The 17,660-nt window shown below is 60.0% G+C and carries 20 protein-coding genes; 11 read left to right on the top strand and 9 right to left on the bottom strand.

Translation table 11 applies throughout. The features are described from left to right. Position 1: 1 nt before the first annotated feature. Both mltA and CFP68_RS04590 read right to left on the bottom strand, forming a co-directional pair. Positions 2-1,036 (bottom strand): murein transglycosylase A, encoded by a 1,035-nt coding sequence (mltA, locus tag CFP68_RS04595; RefSeq protein ID WP_099825024.1) that lies wholly within the window; start codon positions 1,034-1,036, stop codon positions 2-4. Next, positions 1,033-1,698 carry a Tim44/TimA family putative adaptor protein gene (locus CFP68_RS04590; protein WP_099825022.1) on the bottom strand — a complete coding sequence of 222 codons (666 nt, stop codon included), beginning with the start codon at positions 1,696-1,698 and terminating at the stop codon, positions 1,033-1,035. The genes mltA and CFP68_RS04590 overlap by 4 nt, the downstream gene beginning before the upstream one ends. Before the next feature lie 107 nt (positions 1,699-1,805). On the opposite strand from CFP68_RS04590, the gene CFP68_RS04585 reads away from it, so the two are divergent. Together CFP68_RS04585 and secB are read left to right on the top strand one after the other, a co-directional pair. Then, positions 1,806-2,300, top strand: coding sequence for an FxsA family protein (locus CFP68_RS04585; protein ID WP_099825020.1), 495 nt, complete (start codon positions 1,806-1,808; stop codon positions 2,298-2,300). Positions 2,301-2,357: 57 nt separating this feature from the next. Further along, on the top strand, positions 2,358-2,882 hold the full coding sequence (gene secB / locus CFP68_RS04580) for a protein-export chaperone SecB (protein WP_099825018.1): 525 nt from the start codon (positions 2,358-2,360) through the stop codon (positions 2,880-2,882). Between the two features lie 22 nt (positions 2,883-2,904). On the opposite strand, the gene dnaQ is transcribed toward secB, so the two are convergent. The 4 genes from dnaQ to CFP68_RS04560 are packed head-to-tail and all read right to left on the bottom strand — an operon-like array spanning position 2,905 to position 5,624. Beyond that, positions 2,905-3,600, bottom strand: coding sequence for a DNA polymerase III subunit epsilon (gene dnaQ / locus CFP68_RS04575; protein ID WP_099825016.1), 696 nt, complete (start codon positions 3,598-3,600; stop codon positions 2,905-2,907). Further along, positions 3,593-4,192 (bottom strand): dephospho-CoA kinase, encoded by a 600-nt coding sequence (gene coaE / locus CFP68_RS04570; protein ID WP_099825013.1) that lies wholly within the window; start codon positions 4,190-4,192, stop codon positions 3,593-3,595. The genes dnaQ and coaE overlap by 8 nt, the downstream gene beginning before the upstream one ends. Continuing rightward, positions 4,189-5,028, bottom strand: coding sequence for a shikimate dehydrogenase (locus CFP68_RS04565; RefSeq protein ID WP_099825010.1), 840 nt, complete (start codon positions 5,026-5,028; stop codon positions 4,189-4,191). The genes coaE and CFP68_RS04565 overlap by 4 nt, the downstream gene beginning before the upstream one ends. Beyond that, positions 5,025-5,624 (bottom strand): Maf family protein, encoded by a 600-nt coding sequence (locus CFP68_RS04560; protein ID WP_099825008.1) that lies wholly within the window; start codon positions 5,622-5,624, stop codon positions 5,025-5,027. The genes CFP68_RS04565 and CFP68_RS04560 overlap by 4 nt, the downstream gene beginning before the upstream one ends. Positions 5,625-6,028: 404 nt before the next feature. Here CFP68_RS04560 and hemJ point away from each other — a divergent pair, with 404 nt between their 5' ends. The 7 genes from hemJ (at position 6,029) to CFP68_RS04525 (ending at position 13,411) form a co-directional block, all read left to right on the top strand. Continuing rightward, positions 6,029-6,481, top strand: coding sequence for a protoporphyrinogen oxidase HemJ (hemJ, locus tag CFP68_RS04555; RefSeq protein WP_099825006.1), 453 nt, complete (start codon positions 6,029-6,031; stop codon positions 6,479-6,481). Positions 6,482-6,596: 115 nt separating this feature from the next. Next, a complete protein-coding gene (rho, locus tag CFP68_RS04550) occupies positions 6,597-7,868 on the top strand; it encodes a transcription termination factor Rho (protein WP_099825351.1) in 1,272 nt (423 codons plus the stop codon). A 19-nt stretch (positions 7,869-7,887) separates the two neighbouring features. Further along, positions 7,888-9,177 carry a tRNA uridine-5-carboxymethylaminomethyl(34) synthesis GTPase MnmE gene (mnmE, locus tag CFP68_RS04545; protein WP_099825005.1) on the top strand — a complete coding sequence of 430 codons (1,290 nt, stop codon included), beginning with the start codon at positions 7,888-7,890 and terminating at the stop codon, positions 9,175-9,177. A 3-nt stretch (positions 9,178-9,180) separates the two neighbouring features. Then, a complete protein-coding gene (gene mnmG / locus CFP68_RS04540; RefSeq protein ID WP_193825209.1) occupies positions 9,181-11,058 on the top strand; it encodes a tRNA uridine-5-carboxymethylaminomethyl(34) synthesis enzyme MnmG in 1,878 nt (625 codons plus the stop codon). 1 nt (position 11,059) lies between these two features. Beyond that, entirely contained in the window at positions 11,060-11,686 is a 627-nt protein-coding gene (rsmG, locus tag CFP68_RS04535; RefSeq protein ID WP_099825003.1) for a 16S rRNA (guanine(527)-N(7))-methyltransferase RsmG, read from the top strand. Then, the gene (locus tag CFP68_RS04530) at positions 11,679-12,497 is read left to right on the top strand and encodes a ParA family protein (protein WP_099825000.1); all 819 of its coding nucleotides are present in this window, start codon (positions 11,679-11,681) and stop codon (positions 12,495-12,497) included. The genes rsmG and CFP68_RS04530 overlap by 8 nt, the downstream gene beginning before the upstream one ends. 2 nt (positions 12,498-12,499) lie before the next feature. Next, the gene (locus CFP68_RS04525) at positions 12,500-13,411 is read left to right on the top strand and encodes a ParB/RepB/Spo0J family partition protein (RefSeq protein WP_099824998.1); all 912 of its coding nucleotides are present in this window, start codon (positions 12,500-12,502) and stop codon (positions 13,409-13,411) included. 5 nt (positions 13,412-13,416) lie between these two features. On the opposite strand, the gene hemW is transcribed toward CFP68_RS04525, so the two are convergent. The 3 genes from hemW to rph are packed head-to-tail and all read right to left on the bottom strand — an operon-like array spanning position 13,417 to position 15,885. Continuing rightward, a complete protein-coding gene (gene hemW / locus CFP68_RS04520; protein ID WP_099824996.1) occupies positions 13,417-14,604 on the bottom strand; it encodes a radical SAM family heme chaperone HemW in 1,188 nt (395 codons plus the stop codon). After that, positions 14,567-15,178 (bottom strand): RdgB/HAM1 family non-canonical purine NTP pyrophosphatase, encoded by a 612-nt coding sequence (rdgB, locus tag CFP68_RS04515; RefSeq protein WP_099824994.1) that lies wholly within the window; start codon positions 15,176-15,178, stop codon positions 14,567-14,569. Before rdgB ends, hemW begins: the two co-directional genes overlap by 38 nt. Then, positions 15,175-15,885: a ribonuclease PH gene (rph, locus tag CFP68_RS04510; protein WP_099824991.1), complete on the bottom strand. Its 711-nt coding sequence runs from the start codon at positions 15,883-15,885 to the stop codon at positions 15,175-15,177. The genes rdgB and rph overlap by 4 nt, the downstream gene beginning before the upstream one ends. A gap of 103 nt (positions 15,886-15,988) precedes the next feature. Between rph and hrcA the strand changes: the two genes are divergently transcribed. Next, a complete protein-coding gene (hrcA, locus tag CFP68_RS04505) occupies positions 15,989-17,053 on the top strand; it encodes a heat-inducible transcriptional repressor HrcA (RefSeq protein WP_099825345.1) in 1,065 nt (354 codons plus the stop codon). Between the two features lie 13 nt (positions 17,054-17,066). Then, the gene (locus tag CFP68_RS04500; RefSeq protein WP_099824988.1) at positions 17,067-17,660 is read left to right on the top strand and encodes a nucleotide exchange factor GrpE; all 594 of its coding nucleotides are present in this window, start codon (positions 17,067-17,069) and stop codon (positions 17,658-17,660) included.

Below are 17,660 nucleotides of genomic sequence, written 5' to 3'. Positions count from 1 at the left end.
ATCAGAACCCCGGCACAAGGGCGAACGCCCGCTGGATCGGCAGCAGCACGACCATGCGTCCCGGGTCACGCACCCGGCCGGCCCGCTGGCCCGCCCGCGCGCCGGTGCCATAGAAGATGTCGGCCCGTTGCGCCCCCTTGATGGCCGAGCCGGTATCCTGCGCGATCATCAGGCGACGCATCGGATCATCACCGTCCTTTTCGATCCAGACCGGCGCCCCAAGGGGGGTGGCGGACGGATCCACCGCAATCGACCGCAGCGTCGTGATCGAGCGGTTCATCGCGCCCAGCGGGCCCTTGTCGGCCGGCACCTCGTTCACCTCGCGAAAAAACACGAAAGACGGGTTATGGCGCAGCAATTCCGGGCCTTCGACCGGATGGCGCCGCACCCAGTTGCGGATCACCTGGGCCGACACCTGGTGCGCCTCGTAGATCCCGCGCCGCACCAGTTCCCGCCCGATCGAGCGATAGTCGTGGCCGTTCTTGCCGCCGTAACCGACCCGCAGACCGCCGCCATCGTTCAGCTTTACCCGCCCCGATCCCTGGATTTGCAGAAAGAACACGTCAACGGGATCATCTATCCAGGCGATTTCCAGCCCGCGACCGTCCAGCACCCCGTCTTCCTCGATCTCGGCGCGGGAATACCACGGCTGGCCCGGCTGAAGGTCGGGGGGCACGCGATAGAGCGGGTATTGATACCGGCCGTTCCGGCTGCGCGATCCGCGAAGTTCAGGTTCGTAATACCCGGTGAACAGCATCGGATCGCCGTCTTCGATCAGGACCGGCCTGAAGAACAGCTCGAAGAAGGTGCGCGCGTTGGTCTGATCGGCGGCCACGGCGCACAGCGCCTGCCAATCGTCATCAGGCAGATCGCCACAGGTTTCGCGAAACGCCGACAGCGCGGCGGCGTGATCGTCTTCGGCCCACCCCTCAAGCTGCGCGAACGGCAGAATACGATAACTCAACTCGCGTGCCTGCGCGGCGCCCGCGCCCATCGTCAGCGCAAGAGTGCATGCTGCAAGCAGCAGCCGCATCATTCACCGGTTGCGGTCAGTTGCCAGTTCGGATCATCGGCGCCCATCTGGCGCGAGAAGGTCCAGACGTCGCGTTGCCGCTTGATCTGCGTGGTGCTGCCTTCGACCAGTTCGCCTTGGGCGTCGTATACGGCCGATGTCAGTTCACCAAGGAAACGGATGGTCACATCGCCCACCTGGGTGTCGCGGGCATATTCCGCCTCGACCAAAGCCACCTCGCGGACGCCAACGAAGCTCGCCTCGACGCGAAGTCCCTTTTCCCGGCGTTGCGCGATCACGCTGTCGAAAGCTTCGGCCACATCGTCGGACAGGAACGATCGCACGTCCGACATGTCGCCGTTTTCGAACGCCATCAGGATCATTTCGTAGGCGCCCTTGGCACCGTGCAGGAATTCACCGACGTCAAAGCCCGGCTCGGCCAGTTTCATCGCTGCCAGCGCCTTGGCACTGGGCGATCCATCGGGGACATGATCGGTGATGTCGCGATCGGGCCCACCTTCGATGACTTCGAATTCCGGCCGGCCGCGCCGATCCCGCGCCGGGGCAGGTCCGGAAACAGGTGGTTTTTCAAAGCCATCGCGCGTTCCCAAAACACCGCGAAGGCGCAGGATCAGGAACACGGCGATCCCTGCCAAAACAAGAAGCTGGATCACTGCAGAACTCATCTGGACCTCTTTCGTGGGTGTCGGGGGTTGGTAACGGGCGACGACGTTTCTTATGTAGGTTACAGGCAGGGTCAAGTCCACCGCTGCCCCCCAATGAGGAGCTTTCCATGTGGCTGTTTCTGGCCTTTCTTGTCGTCCCGATCGTTGAAATCGCGCTGTTCATCCAGGCGGGTGAGTTGATCGGGTTATGGCCGACACTCGGGATCGTGATCCTGACCGCGGTTCTGGGCACCGCCATGGTGCGCGCGCAGGGGGCCTTGGCCATGGGTCAGATCCGCCAATCCTTCAACCAGATGAGCGACCCGAGCGAGGCGCTGGCCCATGGTGCGATGATCCTTGTCGCCGGGGTTCTTCTGCTGACGCCGGGATTTTTCACCGACGCGGTCGGCTTTGCGCTGCTGTTGCCGCCGGTCCGCATGGCGGCCTTCAGGTTCTTGCGAAAACGCATCACCGTCACGACCTTTCAGGCCGGACCGTCCGGCATGCGACACGACACGACACGCCCCGACCCCCACGGCGGTGACGTGATCGACGGCGAATTTCACGAGGTCGATCCACCGCGCAAACCGACCCACGGCCCATCGGGATGGACGCGCCATTGAGCAGGCGTTGCGCACCTGCTAGGACTTGGACAAAATTATCTTTTGGAGAGACATGACATGGCCGAGAACGAAGACCCGAAACCAGCCGACACACCGAAAGCCCCCGAGACGCAGCAACAGCCGGCGACGCCGCAGCTGCGGATCCTGGCACAGTTCATCCGCGACATGTCGTTCGAGAATATCGTCATCCGCGATGGATCGGGTGGAAACGTGACGCCGGACATTCAGGTTCAGGTGGCTCTGGATGCGAAGAAGCGCCAGGAAAACCAATATGAGGTCGTGGCCAAGTTCAACATCACCTCGAAGAACAAAGAGACCGACAAGACGATGTTCGTTCTCGAGCTTGAATACGGCGGCGTGTTCCAGATCGAAAATGTGCCGGACGAACAGCTGCATCCGTTCCTTCTGATCGAATGTCCGCGGATGTTGTTCCCGTTCGTGCGCCGGATCGTCAGCGATGTCACCCACGACGGTGGCTTCCCGCCGCTGAACCTGGACAACATCGATTTCGTCTCGCTCTATCGTCAAAGCCTGCAACAGCGTGCCGCGGCCGCACAGGCCGAGGGTGCGAAACCCAACTGATCGCAAACTGGCGGCGGTCTGATCAGTTTGACCGTCGCCAGACCGCCCCATCGCCCATGGCCGCCACGAAGGCCGCGTGGGCGGCGGCCTCTTCCGGGGTGATGCGGGATTTCAGCTTGATGGCGCGCGGGCGCGGGCGCCACGCCTCGGATGATCCCGCCTGGCTGTCCTGGTTTCGAGGCGAGCCCGACAACACCAGGTCGGGCTGACGCCCCCCGATCAGTTCAAGATACACCTCTGCCAGTATTTCCGAGTCGAGCAGCGCGCCATGAAGGGTGCGCGATGAGTTGTCGATTCCGAAACGGCGGCACAGCGCATCCAGCGATGCGGGCGAGCCCGGAAACCGCTTGCGCGCGATGGCCAGGGTATCCAGCGCCTGTTCCCAAGGCAGCTGTGGCAGGCCGAGCCATCCAAGTTCCGCGTTCAGGAATTTCATGTCGAACGCGGCATTGTGGATCACAAGCTTGGCGTCTCCGACGAAATCCAGGAATTTCTGACCGATCGCGCTGAACACCGGCTTGTCGCGCAGGAAATCATCGCCCAACCCGTGGACGGCGAACGCTTCGGCCGGCATTGCGCGTTGCGGGTTGATGTATTCGTGAAAGGTGCGCCCCGTCGGCATGTGGTTCAACAGCTCGACCGCACCGATTTCAACGATGCGGTCTCCTGCCTCGGGCTCGAACCCCGTGGTTTCGGTGTCCAGAACGATTTCACGCATCCGCGCGGTCCTCTCGGAGTTTTTCTACCAGTGCGGCAACGTCACGGCGGGCCGAGTCCATCGTTGTCGTGTCGATGACATGGTCGGCACGCGCGCGCTTTTCCGCATCCGGCATCTGTTTTTCCAGCAGCGTCGCGAACAGTGCTTCAGTCATGCCGGGACGCGCCAGAACCCGCTGTCTTTGCTGTTCGGCGGTCGTGGCCACGACGACGACCAGATCCACCTGCTCGGACGTGCCGGTTTCAAACAAGAGCGGCACATCCAGCACGACCAGATCACTGTCAGTGCTTTCGATGAACGCGGCCCGGTCCTGCGCCACCAGCGGATGCACGATACCTTCGATCTGGCGCAGCGCGCTCGGATCGCGCATCATCCAGGCTTTCAGCGCGGTCCGGTCAACCGTGTTGTTCGAAACGGCTTGCGGACACAGATCGCCAATCGGACCGACCGCAGCGCCCCCCGTGTCATAGAGCCGATGAACCGCCGCGTCCGCATCCCACACCGGAATCCCGAGATCGCGGAACATCGCAGCCGTCGTCGACTTGCCCATCCCGATCGAACCGGTGAGCCCCACAAGAAGCGGCGCGCTCATTGGCCCAGAACGACCGCGCGGGTCTTGTCATCGATTTCGGGTTTCATGCCGAACCAACGTTCGAACGCCGGGGCGGCCTGGTGGATCAGCATGCCGAGGCCATCGACCGTGACACAGCCGAATTCACGGGCGCGCTTCAGGAATGTCGTCTCAAGCGGTGTATAAACCAGGTCGGTCACGACGGCGCCGGCCGACAGACCGTCCAGCGGCACGCGAAAGTCCGGCTTGCCCACCATGCCCAGCGAACTGGTGTTCACCACGGTCACCGCCTCGTCCAGGGTGTTGCCGGCCTTGACCCAATCATACACCACGATCTTGGCGCCGAATTCCGCACGCAACGCATCGCTGCGGGCGCGGGTGCGGTTGGTCAGGCGGATCTCGGGGGCGCCGGCGTCGATCAATGACGTGACGATCGCGCGCGCCGCCCCGCCGGCCCCGAACACCGCAGCCGGCCCAGACCGCGGCTCCCAGTGTGGCGCCGAGGCGCGCAGACTCTGGATAAAACCGTAGCCATCGGTATTGTCGGCATGGATCTTGCCATCCTGGCGAAAGATCAACGTGTTTGCCGCGCCGATCAGCGCGGCCCGATCCGTCACCAGGTCGGCATATTCGATCACGTTTTCCTTGTGCGGAATCGTGATGTTGCAGCCCACGAACCCCATCTTCGGCAGGGACCGGATCACCTGGCCCAGATCCGCCTGGCTGACATCCATGGGGATATAGTAACCGGGCAAGCTCATGGTCTTCAGCCAGTGACGGTGAAGCGCGGGCGACCGGCTGTGCGAGATCGGAGAGCCGATCACGCCGGCGAGGGGAATCTTGAGTGTATCGGTCATGTCGTCAAAATGCCCTTAAGTGTGAGATAGGACAAGAGTTCCAGCAGCGGCAAACCAAGAACGTTGAAGTGATCGCCATCAATGGCGGTAAACAGGCGCGCGCCTTCTTCTTCGAGCTTGTAGGCACCGACCGCATGACGGATGCTGTCCCAATTGCGGGCAACGTAATCCGCAATGAAGGCATCCGAAAGATCCCGCATCGTCAGCGTGACCACGCCGACATGGCGCCACACGGGACGCGCATCATCATACAGAACGGCCGCCGACAGCAGTTTGTGCCGTTGTCCGGAAAGGCGCGACAGTTGCTGACACGCATCATCGGGATCCTGCGGCTTGGACAGGATCTGGCCATCTGCGACCAGGATCTGATCACACCCCAGAACCAGACCGCCATCAAGCTTGCCAGCGATCTTTCGCGCCTTGTGCTCGGCAAGCGCATCGGCGACGTCCCGCGGCGTCGCGCCATCCTGTTGCAACGCGCGGCGCAGGGCGTTTTCGTCAATGCGGGCCGGTCGCACATCGATGTTCAAACCGACATTGCGAAGCAGCTGTGCCCGGATGGCAGAGCCGGACGCCAGCACAAGGTCATGGGCCATGGGTATTCCTCGGTGGATAACTGGGGGCATGACCGTGGGCACAAGCGGGGCGATCATGCGGTTTTCGGTCGAAACGCCAGTATTCACACTCTCGATCAGACTTCCACGCACTTTTGTCCACGGTGGACATGATCCCGATGGATGCGGTGGAGGAACCGGAGACGCCCGACATATCCAGCATACCATGCACAGGATTGTCTACGGAATGGATACTTTAAACCCCTGAATAGCCGGAGATTTTCATATCTCGACCCATCCTGCCCTCAAAGTTATGCACAGGCGGACGAAAGCGTGGACAAGCCTGTGTGCATCGTTTGATCCACGTTATGCCCCGACCTACTTACATCATCATCTTTTCTTTCTCTTTTATTTAAGAGAGTAAGAGGGGATCCCGAGGAACCGCCATGACCGACATTTTGATCACGAGCTATCTTTGGATCAAATCCCTGCATGTCATCTCGGTCATCGCCTGGATGGCAGGGATCTTCTATCTTCCCCGGCTTTTTGTGCATCACGTCGAACAGGTGGCGCCGGACAGTGAAACCGATGCGCTGTTCCAGATGATGGAAACCAAGCTGTTGAAGGTGATCATGACCCCGGCCATGGTCGCCAGCTGGATCTTCGGTCTGATGCTTGTCAGTATCCCGGGCCTGATCGACTGGAGCGCGGGCTGGCCTTGGATCAAGGCGCTTTCCGTCATCGGGATGAGCGTGTTTCACATGTGGTGCGCCCGACAGCGCAAGAACATCGCCGCTGGTGTCAATCAACGCTCGGGCCGGTATTTTCGGGCAATGAACGAGGTGCCGACACTGCTGTTGATCCTGATTGTCGTCTCGGTGATCGCGCGCCCTTTCTGACAGCGTTGACTCGGCCAGCGAAGCCGAATACACGACCCGTTGATCGTCCGATCACAACTTTCCCAAGACCGACATGCCCCTGGGTGCGCGCGCACCTGCAAGGATTTATGCCACCATGACCCAAGACCGTCTGAACCTCGCCGATCTCAAGATACAGAGCCCCAAGGATCTTCTGGCGTTGGCGGAAGAACTTGAGATCGAAAACGCATCGACCATGCGCAAGGGCGAGATGATGTTCTCGATCCTCAAGGAGCGCGCGGACGATGAATGGGTCATCGGCGGCGACGGTGTTCTGGAAGTGTTGCAGGACGGATTCGGATTTCTGCGGTCGCCCGAGGCGAACTATCTGCCCGGACCCGACGATATCTATGTCTCGCCGGACATGATCCGGCAGTATTCGCTGCGCACTGGCGATACCGTCGAAGGTGTGATCCGCGGACCAGATGAGAATGAACGCTATTTCGCGCTGACCGATGTCGAATCGATCAATTTCGAAAGCCCCGAGAAGGCGCGCCACAAGGTGGCGTTCGACAACCTGACGCCGCTGTACCCGGACGAGCGGATGACGATGGAAGTTGACGATCCGACCCGCAAGGATCGTTCAGCCAGGATCATCGACCTGATCGCGCCCATCGGCAAAGGGCAACGTTCGCTGATCGTGGCGCCGCCGCGGACGGGCAAGACCGTTCTGTTGCAGAACATCGCCCATTCGATCGAGAAAAATCACCCCGAGATCTATTTGATCGTGTTGCTTATCGATGAGCGGCCGGAAGAAGTGACCGACATGCAGCGATCGGTGAAAGGCGAGGTCGTATCGTCGACCTTTGACGAACCTGCCACCCGTCACGTTGCGGTGTCCGAGATGGTCATCGAAAAGGCCAAGCGGCTGGTCGAACATAAGCGTGATGTGGTGATCCTGCTGGATTCGATCACGCGGCTTGGCCGTGCGTTCAATACGGTCGTGCCATCTTCGGGCAAGGTTCTGACCGGCGGTGTCGATGCCAACGCGTTGCAACGTCCCAAGCGTTTCTTCGGCGCTGCACGGAACATCGAAGAAGGCGGGTCGCTGACCATCATCGCCACGGCGTTGATCGACACCGGCAGCCGGATGGACGAGGTCATCTTCGAAGAGTTCAAGGGAACTGGCAACTCGGAAATCGTGCTCGACCGCAAGGTTGCGGACAAGCGGGTGTATCCGGCGATGGACGTGCTGAAATCGGGAACCCGCAAGGAAGAGCTTTTGGTCGATCGGGCGAATCTGCAAAAGACCTATGTGTTGCGACGCATTCTCAACCCCATGGGCACGACCGACGCGATCGAGTTCCTGATCTCGAAACTCAAGCAGACAAAATCGAACGCCGAGTTTTTTGACTCTATGAATCAATAGGTTACGCAAGGGTGTCGCTATGGATACCATATTTGCGCTTGCCTCGGCGCGGGGAAAAGCCGGCGTAGCCATCGTTCGCGTGTCGGGCGACAGCGCGCTCATGGCGCTGGATCATTTCAACGTCATACCGCCAAAGCCACGACAGGCTGCTGTCCGAAACCTCTCGACAGCTGACCGTGGCCTGGTGGACCAAGCGCTGATCCTCGTCTTCGAAGACGGGCACAGCTTTACCGGTGAAACCGTCGTTGAATTTCAACTTCATGGCAGCGTGGCGGTTGTCTCGGTCGTCCTTGATGAACTTTCAAAGCTGCCCGATTTCCGGGTTGCAGAAGCCGGTGAATTCACCCGCCGAGCGTTGGAAAATGACCGCCTGGATCTGACCCAGGTCGAAGGATTGGCCGATCTGATCGAAGCGGAAACCGAGGCGCAACGAAAACAGGCGCAACGTGTGCTGAGTGGCAAGTTGGGTGAGAAAACCAACGCTTGGCGACGGGATCTGATACGAGCGGCTGCACTTTTGGAAGCAACCATCGATTTCGCCGATGAGGATGTTCCGATTGACGTGAAGCCCGAAGTGCTGTCGCTGGTGGATCAGGTGCTGACCGGCCTCATGGCCGAATCCCGCGGGTTCGGCGCAGCGGAACGAATCCGCGAGGGGTTCGAAGTTGCGATCATCGGCGCGCCGAACGTCGGGAAATCGACATTGCTTAACGCCTTGGCGGGACGCGAGGCTGCCATAACCTCGGAAGTTGCCGGCACGACGCGCGACGTGATCGAAGTGCGGATGGACATCGGGGGCTATGCCGTGACCCTGCTTGATACTGCCGGACTGAGGGAAACCGAGGATACCGTCGAAGCCTTGGGAATCGAACGTGCGCGCAGTCGCGCCAACTTGGCCGATATCCGGGTGCATCTGATGGAAACGCCGGAAGCGGTGGCAGCGGCTTCGGCAACGGCTGACGATCTGGTGTTCCTCGGTCGGGGTGATCTTTTCGATGCCGACGTGGAATCGGTTTCCGGGAGGACGCTGGCAGGGTTTGATGTCCTGATCGAACGTATTCGATCGCGGGTAGAAGCCCTTTCTTCGTCGGCCGGGGTTGCCATCCGGGCGCGTCACCAGCAAGCACTGGAGCAGGGGATAGAGTCCCTGAAACGTGCCAAGGACGTGATCGAATCAGACCAAGACGCGGTTGAATTCGCAGCCGAAGATCTGCGAAGGGTGGTTCGTGATTTGGAAGCCCTTACTGGACATGTTAATGTTGAATCGCTGCTGGACGTCATTTTCTCGAGTTTCTGCGTCGGTAAATAGGAGATGTTTCACGTGAAACAATTTGACTACGACGTCGTAGTTATCGGCGGTGGCCATGCCGGCGTGGAAGCCGCCCATGCATCTGCACGTATGGGGGTCCGCACTGCGCTGGTCACAATGAAACTTAATGAGATTGGCGCGATGTCGTGCAACCCCGCGATTGGTGGCCTGGGGAAGGGGCATCTGGTCCGTGAGGTCGATGCCTTGGATGGCATCATGGGCGTCGCGGCTGATAAGGCCGGAATTCAATTTCGACTGCTCAACCGTCGCAAAGGTCCAGCAGTGCAAGGTCCGCGCGCGCAAGCGGACCGCAAGGTTTACAAGCAGGCGGTGTTCGACGCGGTGTCTGGGTCGGACAACCTTGACCTGGTCGAAGCGGAAGTGGCTGACCTCATCTTTCGTGGCACCCATGCCGGTGGTGTGAAGCTGGCGGACGGGTCGGACATCACATCGCGCTGCGTGATTGTGACGACCGGAACGTTCCTGCGGGGTGTGATTCACATCGGTGACAAACGCCATGAAGGCGGCCGGATGGGTGAGGGGGCATCGAACCTTCTGGCGAAACGGTTCAGCGATATGGACCTACCGTTGGGACGGTTGAAAACCGGAACACCACCGCGCCTGGACGGGCGTACGATTGATTGGGCGGCGTTGGAAATGCAACCGGGCGACGACACGCCGTCGATGTTTTCGTTCCTGCACAAGGCGCCAATGTTGCGGCAGGTTAGCTGTGGTATTACGCACACCAACGAGAAGACCCACGAGGTCATTCGCCGGGATCTTCAAATGTCGGCGATGTACGGTGGGCACATCGATGGGGTTGGTCCCCGGTATTGCCCGTCAATCGAAGACAAGGTGATGCGGTTTGCTGATAAGACTTCGCACCAGATATTCTTGGAACCCGAGGGATTGGACGACGACACGGTTTATCCGAACGGGATTTCCACATCCTTGCCGGTGGACAGCCAGGTTGAGTATGTTCACTCGATCGTAGGCCTTGAGAACGCTCGTTTCCTTCAGCCCGGTTATGCAATCGAATACGACTTCGTCGACCCGCGCGCGTTGGGTCGAACACTATCGGTTCGGGGGTTTGACGGGTTGTACTTGGCTGGTCAGATTAATGGCACCACGGGGTATGAGGAAGCCGCGGCGCAGGGGTTGGTGGCTGGAATCAACGCCGCCGCTCTCTGCAAGGAACAGGAACCCGTCGTATTTGACCGGTCGGAGAGCTATATCGGTGTCATGATCGATGATTTGACGACCAGGGGGGTGATCGAACCCTATCGCATGTTCACATCGCGGGCCGAGTTCCGGTTGATGCTGAGGGCGGATAATGCGGATCAGAGACTCACAGCCTTCGGGCATCGGTTGGGATGCGTGGGTGAGGGGCGCTATGCCCGTTTTTCCGAGAAACGGGAGCAGTTGGATCAGGTAGAAGCTAAGTTGAGAGCAGATACATGGGGCGCCAAGGACTTGGCGGCCACCGGGCTTTCTGCTTCTTCCGACGGCCGACGTAAATCAACCTATGATCTGTTGTCAAATTCCTCGATTTCACGCGAACAGATCTTTGCTTTGGATCCGGCATGCGCGGATATCGACGAGGAAGTTTTCACGCAAGTCGCAAACGATGCTCTCTATTCGGTTTACACCGCGCGTCAAGCGCGGGATGTAGAGAACCTGCGGAAGGATGAGGCAGTCGAGATACCGGCAACCTTGGACTATGAAGCGGTGCGCGGCCTGTCTAACGAACTTCGCGCAAAGCTGCAGCGTGTTGCACCGACGTCCTTGGGGCAGGCAGGGCGGATCGACGGAATGACGCCATCAGCGCTGTCCCTGGTGTTGGCCGCAGTTCGCAAGCACGCGATGAGCAAGTCTGCCTGAAATGAATAACCAAAATACGGCATCCAGCCAGCTGTCCAATGTTTCACGTGAAACATTGGATAATCTGGAAAGATATCGCGATGAAGTTCTACGGTGGAACTCTGCGATAAACCTAATTTCTCGCGCCAGTGAGGTCGATATCTGGGAGCGGCATTTCAAAGACTCGGCACAACTGGCGAGATTCTATCCCAGCGGTCCCGCCCGCTGGCTGGATATGGGCAGCGGCGCGGGATTTCCCGGTATGGTGCTTGCGTTGATGGCGGCCGAGATGCGTCCGGAGCTGACGTTTACCCTGGTCGAAAGCGATCAACGCAAGTGCGCTTTCCTGCGTTCAGTGGCGCGGCTGTGTGATGTTGCGCCCGAAATCGTATCCGAGCGCGTTGATCGCATTCCCGCGCAGGTCTTTGATGTCATCTCGGCGCGCGCGCTGGCAAGCTTGGAAAAGCTGTTTTCCATGTGTCATGGCTTCACGAACGCGAACACGATCATGGTCTTTCCGAAAGGTGCCGAGTACCAGAATGAAATTGACGCCGCGCGGAACGCCTGGAACTTCGAGGTTCAGAGCTATCCAAGCGCAACCGAAGCCGATGCGCGTATTCTCGTAATCAGGAACCTTTCTCGTGGTTGATCTTGCCAGAACGTCCGACCCCCGTATCATTGCGATCGTGAACCAGAAGGGGGGCGTCGGTAAGACGACGACCGCGATCAATTTGGGTGCAGCTTTGTCCGAGGACGGCTTCAACGTCCTGATCATCGACCTGGATCCACAGGGTAACGCGTCGACGGGTCTGGGTATCGAGGTTTCCAACCGAACGCTGACGACCTATGACCTGCTGTTGGATGATGCGCTTTTAGTCGATGTTCTGTCGCCCACAGCGACCGACGGCCTGTGGATCGCGCCGGCAACTACGGATCTGAGTTCGGCGGACATCGAGATGATCTCGAACGAAAAGCGGAGTTATCTTCTGCACGATGCGCTGCGGCACGCGGCCATCGACCGGTATGCCTTCGATTATATCCTGATCGATTGTCCGCCGTCGCTCAGTCTCCTGACCGTCAACGCCATGGTGGCGGCACATTCGGTCTTGGTTCCGCTGCAGAGCGAGTTCTTCGCGTTGGAAGGGTTGTCGCAGTTGATGCTGACAGTGCGCGAGGTTCGCCAGTCGGCCAACCCGGAACTCAGGATAGAAGGCGTGGTGCTGACGATGTATGATGGTCGCAACCGTCTGGCGCAGCAGGTTGAGAATGATGCGCGCGAAACCCTTGGTGAACTGGTGTTCAAGACGGTGATTCCGCGAAATGTTCGGGTAAGTGAAGCGCCATCATATGCGCAGTCCGTCTTGTCTTATGACGAGACGTCAAAAGGAAGTCATGCTTATCGTGCCTTGGCACAGGAATTGGTAACCCGCCACGGTGTGGTGGCACAGAGTAGGGAATGAAAATGGTCGATAAAAAGCACGAGCGTCGCGGGCTGGGCCGTGGCTTGTCCGCGCTTATGGCAGATGTCGGCGTCGATGATCGGCCCGGACGCGATCCCGAGAAAGCGCATCGGCCGGCTGATCAGTTTATTCCGATTGAACAGATCAGGCCGAATCCTGATCAGCCTCGGCGTCGCTTCTCGAACGAGAACCTGGACGAACTCGCCGCGTCGATTCGAACCAAGGGCGTCATTCAGCCCTTGATCCTGCGCCGGGATCCGACGGCCGAAGGGATGTTCCAGATCGTTGCCGGGGAACGGCGCTGGCGGGCGGCGCAGATGGCGCAGTTGCACGAGCTGCCGGCGATCATCCGCGATATGAACGATCTCGAAGTTCTCGAGATCGCGATCATCGAGAACATTCAGCGTGCCGATCTCAATCCCGTGGAAGAGGCATCGGGCTTTCGCCAGTTGATGGATCGTTTCGGCCACACTCAGGAAAAACTGGCCGAAGCCCTGGGCAAAAGCAGAAGCCATATCGCTAACCTCTTGCGGCTTCTGTCATTGCCCGAGGACGTTCTGGATCACCTGCGGTCGGGCAAGATTTCCGCCGGGCATGCCCGCGCCCTGATCACCGCAGAAAACCCGTCGCAACTGGCCCAGATCGTGATTGAAAAAGGTCTGTCCGTCCGGCAAACCGAAGCTTTGGCCAAAGGGCAGACGGAAGCGCCGAAAAAGAAACCATCGCCGACAAAGGTTGAAAAGGACGCCGATACCAAGGCGCTGGAATTGGATCTGTCTGAAACCCTTGGCATGACCGTTTCGATTGATCACGCGTCAGAGTCGGGGAACGGCAAGCTCTCGATCAACTATGGATCCCTTGAGGATCTGGATGAAATTTGCCGGCTGCTTTCGTCGCGGCTCACCCGGGAGTAACGGGGTCAATCGGCAAGAAGCGTTCTCAGAACGGCGTTGAGAAGGGGGCGACCCTGATCGGTCGCAGACAGGCGATCCCCGTCCAGCGTCAGAAACCCGTCAGCCAGAAGCGGCGCAATCCGCGCCGGTGACAGCGGCGCGTGTCCAAGTTCGGCATAGCGGCGCAACGATATCCCGTCTGTCACGCGCAAGCCCATCAACAGATATTCGGTCGCCTGTTCGGCCTGGTCCAGCGGCGTCCACGTCATGTGGGTGCGATTGTGGGCCTGTGCCTGGATCCATGCGGTCGGTTGGGCCATGTTTTCCGTGGCCTGTCGCACCCCGTCACGCGTCAAACGTCCGTGAGCACCGGGGCCGATTCCGGCGTAATCGCCATAGCGCCAGTAAATCAGGTTGTGGCGTGATTCACATCCGGGGCGGGCGTGGTTCGAGATTTCATAGGCTGGCATGCCCGCATCTTCGCACAGCTGTTGCGTCAGGGCATAGAAGTCGGCGCCGGTGTCATCGTCGGGCAAGCCGTGCAACAAACCACGGGCGTGGCGGGCGCCGAAGGCCGTTCCGGCCTCGATCGTCAGCTGATACAACGACAGGTGGTCGACAGCCATCGACAGGGCCTGGTTCAGTTCGGCCTCCCAGTCCGCGAGGGTCTGGTGCTGGCGGCCATAGATCAGATCAAAGCTTACGCGATCAAAGATATCGCGTGACACGTCGAAGGCGGCCTGCGCTTCCTGCGCAGTGTGCAAACGGCCAAGGGCCCGAAGATCGGCGTCGTTCAGGGCCTGTATGCCCATTGAAATACGATTGACCCCGGCCGCCTTGTAACCGGCGAACCGGCCCGCTTCGACGGATGTAGGGTTTGCCTCCAACGAGATTTCCATGTCGTTCGCGGTGGGCCATGCCTTGCGCGCGGCGTCGATCACCGACGCCACCACCTCGGGGTCCATCAGACTGGGCGTGCCGCCGCCAAAGAAGATCGTGCTGAGGGTGCGGTCAGGAACCAGGCGGGCGTGTGCCTCGATCTCGGAAACGAAGGCGTCGCGCCATTGGCTTTGATCGACTTTCGCCGCGACATGGCTGTTGAAGTCGCAATAGGGACACTTGGCCTGACAGAACGGCCAATGCACATACAGCCCAAAGCCGGCGTTGCGCCAATCTTCAGTCAAAGCAGCCGGCCAGAAGCTTGCGGAATGCATCGGCGCGGTGGCTGATCCGGTTCTTTTCCCATCTGTCCATCTCGCCAAATGTTATGCTATAACCATCCGGTTGAAATATCGGGTCATAACCGTGGCCACCGTCGCCGCGCATGGGCCAGACGACCTGACCGGGCATGGCGCCGGGAAAAACCTCGTCATGGCCATCGGGCCAGGCCATCACCAGCGTGCAACAGAACCGCGCGGTGCGGGGCAGGGGGGCGTTGCGCTGTTCGAGCATCTCGTGGGTCTTTGTCATGGCGGCGACAAAGTCGCGGCCATTGGGCGTTTCGGCCCAATCGGCGGTATAGACACCGGGGGCACCGTCGAGGGCGTCGATCTCGATCCCCGAGTCATCCGACAGCGCGACCAGCCCGGTCGCCTGCGCGGCGGCGTGGGCCTTGATGCGGGCGTTTTCCACGAATGTCGTGCCATCCTCGACCGGTTCGGGCAGCTTCATCGCCGCCGCCGAAATCACGTCGACCTTGTAGGGCGACAGAAGATCGGCGATCTCCTCCAGCTTGCCGGCGTTATGGGTGGCGACGACCAGGCGGTCGCCGCTGAAACGCCGCGTCATGCGATCGCTGCGTTTTGTGCCGCCACCAGGTCGGCCATGCCAAGCTGGGCGAGGTCCAGCAGTTGGCCCATCTCATCGCGTGAGAACGTGGCGCCTTCGGCCGACATCTGGACTTCGATCAGCCGGCCCGATCCGGTCAACACGAAGTTTCCGTCGACACCCGCTTCGCTGTCTTCGGGATAATCCAGATCCAGCAGCGGCTGACCGGCATAGATCCCGCAGGATACCGCGGCGACATGATCGACCATCGGGTCGCTGACGATATCGCCCGCCTTCATCAGTTTGTTGACGGCCAGCTTCAGGGCGACCCAGCCACCGGTGATCGACGCACAGCGTGTCCCGCCATCGGCCTGAATCACGTCGCAATCGATCGAGATCTGGCGTTCGCCCAGGGCAACGCGGTCGACACCGGCCCGCAATGACCGACCGATCAGCCGCTGGATTTCCTGCGTGCGCCCGGATTGTCCGTTCTTCGCCTCGCGTCGCATCCTTGTATGGGTGGCACGCGGCAACATGCCGTATTCGGCCGTCACCCACCCGAGACCGGTGTTCTTCAGAAACGGCGGCACCCGCTCCTCGAGCGAAGCCGTGCACAGGACATGGGTGTCACCGCATTTGATCAGACAGGATCCTTCGGCGTGCTTGATCACACCTGTTTCAATTGAAATGGGGCGTATTTCGTCCAATTTACGGCCTGAAGGGCGCATGGGCTTTCCTTTGCTGTTTGGGCTGGTGATACTCATCCCCGTATCGCCCGTGCAACCCCGATTGATCGCAGATAAGCGGGCCTTCGGCCCGAAGGTAAGCAAGATGAACGATGGTGCAACGATCCTGAGCCAGATGAACGACCGGTCGCGCGAAGTGTTTCGCCGCGTGGTCGAAAACTATCTCGAGACCGGCGATCCGGTGGGATCGCGAACCCTGACCCGCACGCTGAACGAAAAAATCAGCGCGGCGACCATCCGCAATGTCATGCAGGATCTCGAATATCTGGGTCTGCTGAACAGCCCGCATATCTCGGCCGGCCGTGTCCCGACGCAGCAGGGATTGCGGATGTTCGTCGATGGGCTTCTCGAAATCTCGGACCTGTCGAACGATGATCGCACGCGCATCGACTCGACGCTCAGTCGCACGGGCAACGACTCCGAAAGCCTGTTCGACCGTGTCGGCGCGGCCTTGTCCATGGCGACGCTGGGGGCGGGTGTGGTGCTGGCGCCCAAACACGAGGCGCCGATCAAGCATCTTGAGTTCGTCAGCCTTGCCCCCGACCGTGCGCTGGTTGTCATGGTTTTTGCCGACGGACACGTCGAAAACCGGATTTTCCAACCGCCGGCCGGTCAGACGCCGTCCTCCATGCGTGAAGCCGCGAATTTTCTGAATGCACTGGCCGAAGGCAGAACACTGGGCGAATTGCGTAGCAGGATCGCCAGCGAGATCAAATCGCGGCGGCGCGAACTCGACGTCCTGGCGGCCGAATTGGTCGAAAGCGGCATCGCCATCTGGGAGAACGAAGGCGAACGTTACGAGCGGCTGATCGTGCGCGGACGCGCGAACCTGCTTGAGGGCACGACCGGCGCCGCCGACCTGGATCGCATCCGCACCCTGTTCGACGATCTGGAACGCAAGCGGGATATCGCCGAGTTTCTCGAATTGACCGACGAAGGCGAGGGTGTGCGCATTTTTATTGGCTCGGAGAACAAGCTTTTCTCACTTTCGGGTTCCTCTTTGGTGGTTTCCCCATATATGAACGCGGATCGTAAGATCATTGGTGCCGTGGGCGTGATCGGACCGACCCGCCTGAACTATGGGCGGATCGTGCCGATCGTGGATTACACGGCGCAGATGGTCGGCAAATTGCTGACCGATCAAAGCTGACTGGGTAGAAGACATGGCGAAATCGGACGAAAACATCGACAGCGCAATCGAAGAGCTGTTGGCGAGCGAAAATTTTGACACCGGCAAAAGCGATCAGACGCTGGACGAGCTGGCCGAAGGACAGCCCGACGACGTCGCGGAAGAGATCGAGGCGTTGCGCGCCGAACGTGACCAGTATCGCGACCGTTTCATGCGGGCACTGGCCGATGCGGAAAACGCCCGCAAGCGCAGCGACCGTGACCGCAAGGAGGCCGAGAACTATGGCGGCTCCAAGCTGTCGCGCGACATGCTGCCGGTGTTCGACAACCTGCAACGCGCGATCGAATCGGTAACTGACGAACAGCGTGCGGCGAACGCATCGCTTCTGGAAGGGATCGAGCTGACCATGCGCGAGTTGCTGAGCGTGTTTTCCAAGCACGGCATTCAGCTGATCTCGCCGGAAGTGGGCGATCGTTTCGACCCCCAGGTTCACGAGGCGATGTTCGAGGCACCGTTGCCCGGCACCAAGGCGGGCGACATCATCCAGGTCACGGCACCCGGGTTCATGTTGCATGATCGGCTGCTGCGTGCGGCACAGGTCGGGGTCAGCTCGACGCCGAAGTCCTGA

Origin of the sequence: Oceaniglobus indicus (assembly GCF_002751875.1) — a bacterium.
GTDB lineage: Bacteria > Pseudomonadota > Alphaproteobacteria > Rhodobacterales > Rhodobacteraceae > Oceaniglobus > Oceaniglobus indicus.
The sequence above is the reverse complement of the archived record's forward strand: the minus strand, read 5'-3'. Positions and strand labels throughout refer to the sequence as shown.